Genomic DNA, 13,417 nt, shown 5'->3' with positions numbered 1-13,417 from the left:
CTGGACAAGGCCGTCCCGCACCCCTACGTTAGTCGGCACAATGCTCATTTTGAGCATAAGTGAGGACGAGCCCATGGCGGCCACCCTTCTTCCGACCTCCCAGGCGAATACGGCCGGTCTGCCCCTGCCCGACATCTACGCGCGGGTCAGCCGCCATGTGCCGGCCATCGAATGGCCCGCCCTCGCGGACGACGTGGCGGCGATTCTCGAACTGAAGAAGGCCCGCAACGCCGTCATCCTGGCGCACAACTATCAGGCGCCGGAGATCTTCCACACGGTGGCGGACATCGTCGGCGACAGCCTGGCGCTGGCCCGGGAGGCCGTGACGGTGGATGCCGACGTCATCGTGCTCGCCGGCGTTCACTTCATGGCCGAGACGGCGAAGCTTCTGAACCCGGGCAAGACCGTCCTGATCCCGGATCTCGGGGCCGGGTGCTCCCTCGCCGATTCCATCACCGCCGCCGACGTGCGCGGCTTGCGGGAGAAGTACCCCGGCGTTCCCATCGTGACCTACGTGAACACGTCGGCGGCCGTGAAAGCCGAATCGGACCTGTGCTGTACCTCCGGCAACGCCGTCGATGTGGTGCGGTCCCTGGGCGTGCCCCGCGTCCTGATGATCCCCGACGAGTTCCTGGCTCAGAACGTCCAGGCCCTGGTGCCCGAGGTCGAGATCCTGACCTGGGCCGGGCATTGCGAAGTGCACGAGCTCTTCACCCCGGCCGACATTCACGCCGTGCGCGAGAGCTATCCGGGCGTCACCGTCATAGCCCATCCCGAATGTCCGCCCGAGGTGGTGGCCGAATCGGACTTTTCCGGCTCGACTGCCATGATGATGAACTTCGTCACGGAAAAGCGCCCCCGGCAGGTGGTGTTGGTGACCGAGTGCTCCATGGGCGACAACATTGCGGCCGCCAATCCCGATATCGAGTTCATCAAGCCCTGCAACCTGTGTCCGCACATGAAGCGCATGAGCTTGAAGAACATCCGCCACGCCCTGGAGACCCTGACCCACGAGGTCACGGTGGAGCCGGACCTCGCCGACCGGGCGCGGCTGGCGGTGGAGCGCATGCTCGCGGTGCGGCCGCGATGAACGCGCACGCGCCCTTCTCCTTCGCGTCGCCCGACCGCGTCGTCGTGGTCGGCGCCGGGGTCGCCGGCCTCGCCACGGCCCTGCGCCTCGCGCCGCGTCCCGTCACCCTCGTCACCGCGAGCCCCCTCGGGCTCGGCACCGCCACGGGCTGGGCGCAGGGCGGCATCGCCGCCGCCATGGGGGCGGACGATGCCCCCGCCCTCCATGCCGTCGATACCCTGGCGGCGGGCGCCGGCCTGTCGGAGCCGGACGTTGCCGAACGGGTCGCGGCGGCCGGTCCCGGCCTCGTCGATTGGCTCGTCGGCCTCGGCGCGCCGTTCGACCGCGCTTCGGACGGAGCCCTCGCCCTCGGCTTGGAAGCCGCGCATTCGCGCCGCCGGATCGTGCGGGCGGGGGGCGATTCCACCGGACGCCTCGTCCTTGAAACCCTCGTTCGCGCCGTCGCCGCTTCTCCGTCCATCGACGTGGTGGTGGCGAGCGCCCGCAGCCTGATGCGCGATGCCGGTGGCGCCGTGGCGGGCCTCGTCTGTGAGCGCGACGGTACGGTCCTGCGCCTGCCGGCCCGTGCCGTGGTCCTCGCCACCGGCGGGCTCGGTGCCCTCTATGCTTCGACCACCAACCCGCGCGGCGCGCTGGGCGGCGGTCTCGCCCTGGCGGCGCGGGCGGGCGCGACCCTGCGGGACATGGAGTTCGTGCAGTTTCACCCCACCGCCATCGCGGTGGGAGCCGACCCCATGCCGCTTGCCACCGAAGCCCTGCGCGGCGAAGGCGCCCGCCTCGTCGATGCGGACGGCACCCCGATCATGGCCGGCATCGCGGGCGGCGACCTCGCCCCGCGCGATGTCGTCGCCCGGGCGATCTTCCAGGCGCAGGCCCGCGGCGCCCGGGTGTTCCTCGATTGCCGGGGCGCCCTCGGGGACCGCATGGGAACACGATTTCCCACCGTCGCGGGCCTCTGCGCCGCCGCCGGCATCGATCCACGCCGCGAGGCGATTCCCGTCCGCCCGGCGGCCCACTATCACATGGGCGGCGTGAGGGTGGACGCGTCCGGCGCCAGCACCGTGCCGGGCCTGTTCGCCTGCGGCGAGGTCGCCTCCACCGGGCTGCACGGCGCGAACCGCCTCGCCTCCAACTCCCTGCTGGAAGCCATGGCGTTCGCGCCCTGGATCGCCGAGGCCATCGAAAACGCGGCCCGGCCCGGCCGCGCCGAAGTCGAGCCCGAGCGGGTGCGCCCGATCTCCGACCTCGCCCGGATTCGCGCTGTCATGGAGACGCGGGTCGGTGTCGTACGCGACGCCGCCGGGCTCTCCGACGCCCTCGGTGACTTGGCGCCCTTGGCGCAAGCCGGTTGCGATGCGGCCCTCGTCGGCTTGGCGGTCGCTGCCGCGGCCCTGTCGCGCCGGGAGAGTCGGGGCGCCCATTGGCGCAGCGACCATCCCGATCAGGCCCCCGCGCGGCACACGCAGATGACCCTGGCGCAGGTTCTGGCCGCCGCCGAAACCGCCGCTTTCGCCTGATCGTTTCCGCCGGGCGCAAAGCCCCGATCCGCCCGGAAGGCCCATCATGACCGACGCCGCGCTCCTCGTTCCCCTGCCCCGCCTCATGGTCGAGCCCATCGTGCGGGCCGCCCTGCTGGAGGATCTCGGCCGGGCGGGCGACCTGACCACGGACGCCATCGTGCCGGCGGGTCTGACGATGAACGCCGTCATCGCCGCCCGGCAGGAGGGCGTGATTTCCGGGGTCGACACGGCCGTGATCGCCTTCGGGCTCATCGATCCCGCCGTGGCCGTCACCGTCGAGCGCGGCGATGGCGCCCGCGTGGCGCCGGGCGATGTGGTGATCCGGCTCGAAGGTCCGGCCCGCGCCATCATCACGGCCGAGCGGGTCGCCCTCAACCTCCTGTGCCGGATGTCGGGCGTCGCCACGGCGACGGCGGGGCTGGTCGCGGCGGCGCGCCCCCACGGCAAGGCCCGGATCGTCTGTACCCGCAAAACCACGCCCGGGCTGCGCGCTCTGGAGAAGCACGCCGTGCGGGCGGGCGGCGGCTCGAACCACCGGTTCGGCCTCGACGACGCCGTGCTCATCAAGGACAATCACGTCGCGGTGGCGGGCGGCATCGTCCCGGCGATCACGCGGGCGCGGGCCTATGCCGGCCATCTCGTGAAGATCGAGGTCGAGGTCGACACCCTGGCGCAACTCGACGAGGCCCTGTCGGTCGGGGCCGACGCCGTGTTGCTCGACAACATGAGTCCCGACCAGCTCACGGAGGCCGTGCGGCGGATCGACGGGCGTGCCATCGCCGAAGCGTCGGGCCGGATCACCCGTGACACCGTCGGGGCCGTGGCGGCGTCCGGTGTCGATCTCATCTCCTGCGGCTGGATCACCCACAGCGCGCCGATCATCGATCTCGGTCTCGACGACGCCTGACGGCGGGGGCGGTCAAGCAAACGCGCCACACTGTTGCCAGGGAGTCACGACGTCGCGGCAACCGATGCTGCAGTGCGGATTGAGCTTGGCTTTGGACCCCCAGCGTTTACGCATTGGGGACGCTTCGCACTGTAATGTGCGTCGAGCCGACCCCAACAAATCGACTGCCTTCGAGAGGCCCCGATGCGCCGTTTCGCCCCCGCCCTCACCGGGCTCGCCTGTGCGCTTGGCGCCCTGGCGACGCCCGCTTTCGCCTACGAGATCGATCCCCTCACCCGCCAGCCCCTCGACAACGCCCTGGTGATCCGGGTGCGTCCGCAGGCCGAGCCCGCCCCCGAGGCGGCCGCCGCCGCCGTACCGACGTCGAACGCCTCGCTGTCCCCGGCCGACCCCATGGCGTCGGCCGTGCCGCAGATGTCGGCGATCCAGCGTGAGCAGGTCGCTTATCCGGGCAACTACGCGCCCGGCACCATCGTGGTCTCCACGGCCGAGCGGCGCCTCTACTACGTGCTCGGTGGCGGGCAGGCCCTGCGCTACGGCGTCGGCGTCGGTCGTCCGGGCTTCACTTGGGGCGGTGTGCAGACCATCACGATGAAGCGGGAATGGCCCGATTGGCGTCCCCCGGCCGAGATGCTGCGCCGTCGCCCCGATCTGCCGCGCTTCATGAAGGGCGGCATCTCCAACCCCCTCGGCGCCCGCGCCATGTATCTCGGCAACTCGATCTACCGCATCCACGGGTCGAACGAGCCGGAGACCATCGGAACCGCCGTGTCCTCGGGCTGCATCCGCATGACGAACGACGACGTCGCCGACCTCTACACCCGCGCCAAGGTCGGCGCGAAGGTCATCGTCCTGCGCTGACCCCTTCAACGGACTCGGAGCGATACGAGAGGGCCGGTGGCAACACCGGCCCTTCTGCATTCGGGCTACTTCGACACCGCGAGGAAGCGCGACAGAAGCCATAGGGGCACCACCACCACGGCGCCGGCCAGGATCCAGCGGCCGAAATCGTGGAAGGTGTCGAGTCCGAGTTCGATGAGGCTGCGAACGGTGTCGTAGGCGTGCCAGAACAGCCGGCCGGGGGTGACGCCGAGCGTCGCCATGACGGCGCCGACGAGGACCGACAGGAACAGCAGCTTGACGAATACCGCCGCAGGCGAGCCGCCGATGAAGCGGCGCAGGGTCGAGCGGCGCTCCGGCTCGCCATATCCGCCGGCATAGGGCTGGCCCGGGAAGGGCTGGGGGCGACGCGGATCGTGATCGGGGCTCATGGCTGGATTCCTTGCGGCGCGCGGCCTGTTTCCCCCTAAGACCCACCGATGCCGGCGGAAGCGTGACCGAATCGACACACCCGGTCGAAACCGGATCGCCATTCGGGCGTTAGGCGGGTTGCTGCCGAGAGCCCAGGTGGCAATGCGCCTAGCTTTGTCCAAGTTCGAACGACCTGTTTTTGTGATGAGACGAAGCGATTCATGATCGACCACGCCCTGTTCGACCCGGCGACGATCGATCCGGAGACCAAGCGGCTCAATGCCGAGATCATCGCCGCCCACGCGGCCCAGCCCGACCCCTGGTCGATTCCCCTCGCGGAGGTTCGGGCGCGGCGGCGCCAGGGCACCAACGCGTCGCCGGCCATGCCGCGCAGTGCCCGCGCCGAGATTCTGACCATCGCGGGGCCGGGCGGGCCCCTGGAATTGCGGACGATCCGGCCCGACCCCAAGAAGTGGCAGAAGCTCCGGGGCGCCTACCTACACATCCATCGTGGCGGCTGGGTCTGGGGAGCGGCCGACGAGCAGGACCCGTGGCTCGAGCGCATCGCCGATACCTGTGGCTTCGTCTGTCTGTCAGTCGAATACCGGCTGGCCCCCGAGCATCCCTACCCGGCGGCCCTCGAGGATTGCGAGGCGGCGGCCCTATGGCTCGCGGGACCGGGCCGGGCCGAATTCGGCATCAACGCCCTCACCATTGGGGGCGAATCGGCCGGGGCGCAGCTCGCCGTGATGGTGCTGCTTCGCCTGCGCGACCGCCACAACCTGCCCCGCGCCTTCCGGGGCGCCAATCTCAACGCCGGCTTCTACGACCTCGGTCTGACGCCGAGCGTGCGCAATTGGGGTGACGAGCGCCTCGTGGTGAACACGAAGGACCTCACCACCTTCGCCAACGATTACGTCCGGGACGGGATCGACCGCCGCCGGCCCGACGTGTCGCCGCTCTATGCCGATCTACGGGGGCTGCCCCCGGCCCTCTTCACGGTCGGTACCCACGATCCGCTCCTCGATGACACCCTCTACATGTCGTCACGCTGGGCGGCGGCTGGCAATGGCGGGCACACGGCGATCTACCCCGGCGGCTGCCACGTCTTCGTGCGCTATCCCGGCGCCCTTTCGGAGCGCGCCCTCGAACTCATCGACCGCTTCCTCATGGCCCTCGCCTGAGCACGGCCCCGCCGGACCACGCCCTGCCCGAGGGTTTCGCGACCTGGTTCGCGGGGCGCGGCTGGGCGCCCAGGCCGCATCAGCTCGATCTTCTCGCCATCGTGCGTGGGGGGCGCTCGGCCCTCCTCGTGGCTCCAACGGGGGCCGGCAAGACCCTTGCGGGCTTTCTGCCGAGCCTCACCGCGCTCGCGGAGCGTCCACCGGCGAAGAAGGCGCGGGGGCTGCACACCCTCTATATCTCGCCCCTCAAGGCCCTCGCCGTCGACATCGCTCGCAACCTCGAAGCCCCCATCGCCGAGATGGGACTGTCAATTCGCGTCGAAACCCGGACCGGCGACACGCCCTCGCACAAGCGCACCCGGCAGGTGGAGCGTCCGCCCGACATCCTCCTCACCACCCCGGAGCAGCTCGCCCTCCTCATCGCTCACCGGGAGGCGACGGAGCTGTTCGCGAACCTCTCCTGCGTCGTCCTCGACGAGTTGCACGCCCTCGTCACCTCGAAGCGCGGCGACCTCCTGTCCCTGGCGCTGGCCCGCCTCCACCGCCTCAGTCCCGGCCTCACGGCCATCGGCCTGTCGGCCACCGTGCGGGAGCCGGACGACCTGCGGCGGTATCTGGTGCCGCAGCGCGTATCCCCGGTGGGCGAATCGCCCCCCATGGCCGACCTCGTGGTGGTCCGGGGCGGTGCCGCGCCCGACCTCCACATGCTCGACACCGGCCTCACGTTGCCGCTCGCCGGGCATACGGCGTGGCAGGCGATGCCGGCGATCTACGATCTCATCGGGCGGCATCGCACGGTGCTGGTCTTCGTCAACACCCGGCTTCAAGCCGAATACACCTTCCAGGAACTCTGGCGGATCAACGAGGAATCCTACCCCATCGCGCTGCATCACGGGTCCCTCGACGCCACCCAGCGCCGCCGGGTGGAGGCCGCCATGGCCGCGGGGCAACTCCGCGCCATCGTGTGCACCGCGACCCTCGACCTCGGCATCGACTGGGGCGACGTCGACCTCGTGGTCAATATCGGGGCGCCCAAGGGGGCGAGCCGGATCATGCAGCGCATCGGTCGCGCCAACCACCGCATGGACGAGCCCTCCAAGGCGTATCTGGTACCGGCCAACCGCTTCGAGATCCTCGAATGCCAAGCCGCCCTCGACGCCGTCGAGGCGGCGGCGCAGGACACCCCCGACGCCCGCCTCGGCGCGCCCGACGTGCTGGCCCAGCACATCCTCGGCATGGCCTGCGTCGACGCGTTCGATCCCGTTCAGCTCTACGACGAGATCGTCTCGGCCGCGCCCTACGCCACCCTGTCGTGGGAGGATTTCGAGGCGGTGGTCGATTACGTGGCGACCGGTGGCTATGCCCTGCGGGCCTACGAACGCTTCGCCAAGATCCTGCGCGGGCCGGACGGACTCTGGCGGGTGCGCGATGCCCGCACGGCGCAGCAATACCGCATGAATGTCGGCACCATCGTCGAATCAGCGAAGGTGAAGGTCCGTCTCGCCCGTGCCAACCGGGCGAAGCCCGGCGCCGTCCTGCCGCGCGGCGGACGGGTGCTCGGCGAGATCGAGGAAGATTTCGCCGACACGCTGACCCCCGGTGACACCTTCCTGTTCGCCGGCGAGGTGCTGCGGTTCGAGGGTCTGTCCGAGGACGAGGCACTGGCCACCCGCGCGGGTCCCGGCACCGATCCGGCGATCCCCTCCTACGCGGGCGCCAAGTTTCCGATCTCGACCTTCTTGGCGGCGCGGGTGCGGGCGATGATCGCCGATCCGTTCGAATGGGACCGCCTGCCGAAGCAGGTCTCGGACTACCTCGTGCAGCAGCGTACCCGCTCGATCCTGCCCGGCCCGACGGGGCTTCTGGTCGAGACGTTTCCGCGTTCGGGGCGCTACTACCTCACGGCCTTCCCGTTCGAGGGCCGTCTCGCCCATCAGACGCTGGGAATGCTCCTCACCCGCCGCCTCGAACGGGCGCGGATGCGGCCCCTCGGCTTTGCCGCAAACGATTACGGCATCGCCATCTGGATGACCCGCGACCTCTCGGCCCGCATCGCCCTGGAGCCGGATTTCCTCGAAGCCTTGTTCGCCGAGGACATGCTGGGCGACGACCTCGAGGCCTGGCTCGACGAATCGGCGATGATGAAGCGTACCTTCCGGCAATGCGCCGTCATCGCCGGCCTGATCGAGCGGCGCCATCCGGGGCAGGCCAAGACTGGGCGGCAGGTCACCATGTCGACGGACCTCGTGTACGACGTGCTGCGCAAGCACCAGCCCGACCACCTGCTCCTGCGCGCCGCTCGCCAGGATGCGGCAACCGGACTCCTCGACGTGAAGCGCCTCGGTGTGATGTTGAGGCGCATCCAGGGGCGCATCGTTCACAAGTCCCTCGACCGCGTCTCGCCCCTGTCCGTCTCCGTCATGCTCGAAATCGGGCGGGAAAAGGTCTACGGCGAAGGCGCGGACGAGATCCTGGCCGAGGCCGAGGCGCAGCTTCTCGAAGAGGCGCTCGGCTAAAGGTGGCGCCCCGCTCAATCCAAGACGAGGATGCGGTTTTGGCGCTCGGCGCACGACTCGAAAAGACCACCAAGGCCCCCGGCCTGACCCTCGCGGGCGAACACCTGACCTTGGACCTGTGCGGTGGTCTTTGGCTCTCCGCCCACCGCACCCTGATCGTGTCCGACCTCCACCTGGAGAAGGGCTCGGCATTCGCGGCGCGCTCGGGCCAGTTCCTGCCGCCCTACGACACCCGCGAGACCCTGGCCTGCCTGCACGAGGCGGTGGCGCGGTTCGATCCGGCCTGCGTCGTGGCTTTGGGTGATTCGTTCCACGACGCCAGGGGACCGGACCGGATGGAGCCGGGCGACCGCGCCATGGTGGCGGCCCTGCAGGAAGGGCGCGACTGGGTCTGGATCGCCGGCAACCACGACGAGGCGATCACCGAAGGTATCGGCGGCCGCTATGCCGACACCCTGACCCTCGGGGGCCTCACCCTACGGCACGAACCGACCGAGGTCGGCGTGGACGGCGAGATCGCCGGCCATCTGCATCCCTGCGGCAAGGTCGCGTTGCGGGGCCGTGCCGTGCGCCGGCGTTGTTTCGTCACCGACGGCCGCCGCCTGATCATGCCGGCTTTCGGCGCCTATGCGGGCGGCCTTAACGTACGCAATCCGGTCTTCGAGCCGCTGTTTCCCGGCGGCTTCACCGCGCACCTGCTCGGCGACGGACGGGTGTTCGCCATCGGCCGATCGATGCTGGTGAAGGATTAGGCGGCCCGCGTCAGGCGGCGATGAGGAGCGACAGGCCCGCCACCGCCGACAGGCCGAGGCGCAGGCGGCCGAGCCAGACGGGCACAAGGCCCCGCCGGGGCAGATCCTGATCGACGAGGCCCCAGGCGAGGACGAGGCAGCCCAGCATCCGCAGATCCCACGGGGCCGGGACCGCGAGGGCCGTCCAGGCGAGGAGCGACGGCACGATCGCGATAGCGTAATCGGCGCCGCCCCCGCCGCGAGCCGCGGCGGCACCCCAGCGGATGCCGCCGAGGAACGAAGCGATGACCGCGCCATAGGTCGACAGGACGGTGCGGGGGCTGAGGCCGATGGTGCCGAGGCCGGCATCGCCGCCGCTCACCGATAGGAAGGCGAAGCCGAGGAACGGAATCAGGCCCGCGATTCCGAGAATCAGGGCCACCGGCGGTACCGTCGTCACGCGCGCCATCGGCTCTCTGCTCGTCTCCTGGCATCCACCCCGGCCGGCTCATGCCGCCCGGAAGGATGCCCGCCCCATCTAAGCGGCTTGGGCCGCACGGGGGAAGGCGGCAGATACCCACACGGGTGGAATCCGGTCTTACGCTCGAGCGCTGCCGAACTCCGCCCTTCCGAGGAATCGAACGGAGTTCGGATGTGGGGAGCGTTCAGCCCCGACGCGGCGAAGTCGTCACCGGGGTGGGCGGCACCGCGCCGAGCAGGCTCATGGTCGGGGCGGCGGAGGCCGCCGGGGGCTCGTTGACGGCGGCATCGACGGGCTTGACCTTGAATGCCGCCACCAGAGCCCGCGCCGTGGCGAGATCCTTCGGATCGAGCTTGGCCGCCACATCGTCACGCTTCTTGGCCGAGTCGACATCACCGTGTGCGGCGGCGACGGAGAACCACAGGTAAGACTGGACGAGGTCCTGCGGCATGCCGAGGCCCCGGGCATAGAGCACGGCGAGGTTGTACTGGCTGTCACGCAGGCCATGCTCGGCCGCCTGTCGGAACCAGTGCGCGGCGGCGGCGTAGTTTGGCTTGGCCGAGGCCGTGGATGCTTCGGCCTGGATCACCGCCAGATTGTGCATGGCGCGGACATTGCCCTGTTCGGCGGCACGTCCGTACCAGGTCTTGGCGAGGTTGAGGTCGCGGGCCACGCCGATGCCCTTCTCGTGCAAGCCACCGAGCTTGTACTGCGCCGGCGCGTAACCGGCCTGTGCCAGGGCTTCGTAGAGCTTCTGCGAAAGAACGATGTCACGTCCGACGCCGCGCCCGTCGAAGAACCGGGTGGCGAGGTCGTAGACGGCCGCGCCGTCACCCGCGATGACGGCCTGACGCAGCCCGTCGAGATTGGCCGGGACAGAGGCGAGGTCGGCCGACAGGCTCGCCACGGCCGGAACCTGCGGCACCCGTGTCGCGCTGATCTTCTCGTCGGTGGCCTTGCCCGGCTCGGATTTGCTCGGCTCGGCTTTGGGGGCCGTCGTGGCGGCGGTCGTCTCGGGCTTTGCCGCTTCCGTCTTCACGGGCGGCGTGCTGGCGAGGGACTGGGTGGTGGTGGGCTCCGTGGCGGCGGTGCCGGTGCTTGCCGGCTGGTCGAGCCGGTGGACATCCGCGACGGTTTCTGGCGCGGTGTTGCGCGACTTGATGGCCTGGAGGGCGCCGAGCGCCAGGATGATGGCGGCCAGGCCGAGAAGCAGGGGCTTGCGGCGGCGGTCGATCTCGCCGCGCAGGCGATCGATCAGGCCGAGGGCCGTCGAAGGCGCATCCCCCCGGACGTCGGTGTCGGCGGAAGCCCGGGTGCGGACACCGGAGCCGTTGCCGGCGGCCTCCGCCTGCGCGACCTGCGCGGCGCGGCGCGCGGCCGCGATGAAGCTCGTCTTGATGTCGCCGTCCTGCGGGGCGGTCGCGGCGAACTCGGTGCGCTCCGCCTCGCGGACCGGACGTCGGGCGCCGGGCTCCAGGGGCAGGTCGCCGAGGATGTCGTCCGTAACGGAACGTACGGCCGGGCGGGCGGTGGGCCGCATCGCCGGGGCGGCGACAGGGGCGGCGGGCTTGGCCGCCATCTGAGCGGGCGGTGTCGCGGTCTTGCCGAGGAGGTACTCCGTCGCCGCGCGGGTCTCGGGTGCCACCGGAGCCGTGTCGGGCTTGGCGAACTGATTCGCGAGGCGTTCGAGGGCCGTGTGGACGCCGTTCAGGGTGGTTTGCAGCCGCTGTTCGGAGGCGGCGTGCTGGTCGCGCAGGTCGGCGAGGCCGGCCTGGAGGCGGCTGAGCTCGGCCTTGTCGGCGGCGGGCTCGATGGTGCCCGTGACAACCATCCGCTCGGTCACCGGAGCCTCGTCCCGCAGGGCCGAGACCTGAACGATGAGGTCGCCCATGGTGCGCTCGAGCCCGGCGAGGGCCGGGTCGATGGCACGGGTGTCGATGCGGGCGGCAAGCGCCAGCACTTGCTGCTCGAGGGAGTCGAGGCCCTCCGCCGAGACGGAATCGGAGGTGCCCATGCGGTCAACCTTCACGGAGAGGTCATGCAGCATGGCGCGGATGGCGGTGAGATCGGTATCGGGGGCGTCGGGCCGGCGAAGGCTCGCGCCAAGGCCTTCGATGCGCTCGATGAGGTCTCCGACGGGATTGATGTGAACGGCGTCCACCTTGGCCGAAAGGGCGTCGATGCGATCGATGATCGCATCCGAATCGGGCTGGACGGCGAGGACGGGGCCGTCGCGCAGGGCGTCGAGCTTGGCCGCCATGGCGTCGATACGGGCTTCGAGATCACCCTGCTCCGACGCATGGGCACCCGGCCGGATCTCGTCGGACGGGCTGCGCGACGCCGCTGCGCCGGCCTCCTGCGCGAGGGTGTTCTGAAGGCGCACGATTTCGGCGCCGATGGCGGCGACGTTGGCTGCCAGGGTCTCGATCCGCTCGGGCTTCGCGAGACCGGCGATGGCCGCGCGGATCTCCTGCAAGTCACGGAACAGGCCCTCGAGGGCCTCGCGGTCGGCAAAGGCCTCGGGTCCGCTGCCGATGACGGCGTCGACGCGCGCGCCAAGTTGTTCGAGGTCTGCGGTGAGGCGGGCCTGCGTTTCGCGCAGGGTCTCGCCGCCCAGACGCTCGACCGCCGTGCGGATCTGCTCGAGGGGCGCCTGCATCGCCGACAGGATGGCGGGGGGCGGTGCCCGTTCGATGCCGACGGCGAGGGCGCGCGTCGCCTGTTCGAGTATACCGACCTCGCGGTCCGTCGCGACGCCGTCGAGGGCCGCGCGCAGGCGGCCGGTCTCGTGACGCAGTTCCCCGATGACGGCGGCGGGCACCGTCGGACCGGCATCGAGTTCGCGCTGCCGCTGGCGGATCTCGTTCACCGCCTCGCGAACACCCCGGTTACGCAGCCCGGCCGGGCGCACGGCGGCGATCTGGCCGCTGACCTCGGTGATCCGGCGCTCGAGGTTCTCGAGGGTCTGGTTGGCCTTGTCCTGCGAGGCCAGGTGATCCTTCGCGATCCGGCGATCCATGGCATCGAGCCGCTCCATGAGCTGGGCGATGGCCAGGGTGGTCGTGTCGGGCATCGTTTCGGGGCGGGCCAGGGCCTGCTCGATGGCGATGGACGGCGCGACGTCGGGGGCCTCCGGGACGACTTTGGAAGCCTGCGGCGCGTCATGGACGGCTTCCGGCGCGTCATGGGCGGCTTCCGGCGCGACGGCGGCGGCGTCCGAGATCGGGGTCGGCTTCGGCTTGCGGGCGACGGCCGCCGACATCGGTCCGGTGCGCTTCACCGGGGCAGAGCGGGAGGCTTTCGCCGCATCGGAACTCGCGTCCGCCACAGGGTCCGGGGTGACGATGGAGGCGATCCACGTCTCGACGGGCACACCGGCCCGGCGCGCCACGTCACGGGCGGCGCCGAGGATGTCGGGATCGAAACCGTCGAGATCGATGGGGGCGGAACGTGTCATCGTCTAACCTGATTCGGCGAGGTCCGGTCTCGATTTGCGACACCGGACCTGGAGGGATGACGGCTCGGGGCGAAATCGCATCGTCTGACCCAACCATTAACATTCTTGGTAAAGAGTTGGTTAACCTCGACGCCGTTCGCCGGGCGGAACCGAAATGAGGGCGGGATTGTCTCGGCCCCCACTTTACCGCCTCGGGCGAGATGGTTTAGATGTGAACTATCAAAGCCGTGGGCCGGCGATTCGCGAGAACGCAAAGGCCACCGGGAACGGGAAGGACGCT

General features: G+C 70.4%; 10 protein-coding genes. 7 read left to right on the top strand and 3 right to left on the bottom strand.

Annotated features, from left to right (window positions below):
- Positions 1-73 precede the first annotated feature (73 nt).
- The 4 genes from nadA (at position 74) to BM249_RS05880 (ending at position 4,378) form a co-directional block, all read left to right on the top strand.
- Positions 74-1,090, top strand: a complete 1,017-nt coding sequence (nadA, locus tag BM249_RS05895; RefSeq protein WP_091969911.1) for a quinolinate synthase NadA — start codon at positions 74-76, stop codon at positions 1,088-1,090.
- A complete protein-coding gene (locus BM249_RS05890; protein WP_091969909.1) occupies positions 1,087-2,607 on the top strand; it encodes an L-aspartate oxidase in 1,521 nt (506 codons plus the stop codon). The genes nadA and BM249_RS05890 overlap by 4 nt, the downstream gene beginning before the upstream one ends.
- A gap of 46 nt (positions 2,608-2,653) precedes the next feature.
- Positions 2,654-3,517: a carboxylating nicotinate-nucleotide diphosphorylase gene (gene nadC, locus BM249_RS05885; RefSeq protein ID WP_091969907.1), complete on the top strand. Its 864-nt coding sequence runs from the start codon at positions 2,654-2,656 to the stop codon at positions 3,515-3,517.
- Between the two features lie 183 nt (positions 3,518-3,700).
- A complete protein-coding gene (locus BM249_RS05880; protein WP_091969906.1) occupies positions 3,701-4,378 on the top strand; it encodes a L,D-transpeptidase in 678 nt (225 codons plus the stop codon).
- 65 nt (positions 4,379-4,443) lie between these two features.
- On the opposite strand, the gene BM249_RS05875 is transcribed toward BM249_RS05880, so the two are convergent.
- Positions 4,444-4,788: a DUF6460 domain-containing protein gene (locus BM249_RS05875; RefSeq protein WP_091969905.1), complete on the bottom strand. Its 345-nt coding sequence runs from the start codon at positions 4,786-4,788 to the stop codon at positions 4,444-4,446.
- A gap of 201 nt (positions 4,789-4,989) precedes the next feature.
- Here BM249_RS05875 and BM249_RS05870 point away from each other — a divergent pair, with 201 nt between their 5' ends.
- From BM249_RS05870 to pdeM, 3 genes are read left to right on the top strand one after another with little or no spacing between them, the layout of a single operon-like run.
- Entirely contained in the window at positions 4,990-5,952 is a 963-nt protein-coding gene (locus tag BM249_RS05870) for an alpha/beta hydrolase (RefSeq protein ID WP_091969904.1), read from the top strand.
- Complete coding sequence (locus BM249_RS05865; protein ID WP_177232337.1) at positions 5,949-8,468, top strand: ligase-associated DNA damage response DEXH box helicase; 2,520 nt, start codon at positions 5,949-5,951, stop codon at positions 8,466-8,468. Before BM249_RS05870 ends, BM249_RS05865 begins: the two co-directional genes overlap by 4 nt.
- 38 nt (positions 8,469-8,506) lie before the next feature.
- Complete coding sequence (pdeM, locus tag BM249_RS05860) at positions 8,507-9,220, top strand: ligase-associated DNA damage response endonuclease PdeM (RefSeq protein WP_091969902.1); 714 nt, start codon at positions 8,507-8,509, stop codon at positions 9,218-9,220.
- A gap of 10 nt (positions 9,221-9,230) precedes the next feature.
- Here pdeM and BM249_RS05855 read toward each other — a convergent pair whose 3' ends face one another.
- Both BM249_RS05855 and BM249_RS05850 read right to left on the bottom strand, forming a co-directional pair.
- A complete protein-coding gene (locus tag BM249_RS05855; protein ID WP_091969901.1) occupies positions 9,231-9,668 on the bottom strand; it encodes a DUF3429 domain-containing protein in 438 nt (145 codons plus the stop codon).
- Between the two features lie 196 nt (positions 9,669-9,864).
- Positions 9,865-13,137 carry a tetratricopeptide repeat protein gene (locus BM249_RS05850; RefSeq protein ID WP_091969900.1) on the bottom strand — a complete coding sequence of 1,091 codons (3,273 nt, stop codon included), beginning with the start codon at positions 13,135-13,137 and terminating at the stop codon, positions 9,865-9,867.
- Between the last annotated feature and the right edge of the window lie 280 nt (positions 13,138-13,417).

It is taken from the genome of Methylobacterium gossipiicola (assembly GCF_900113485.1).
GTDB classification, from domain to species: domain Bacteria; phylum Pseudomonadota; class Alphaproteobacteria; order Rhizobiales; family Beijerinckiaceae; genus Methylobacterium; species Methylobacterium gossipiicola.
This window is presented reverse-complemented; position numbering and strand designations above follow the sequence as displayed.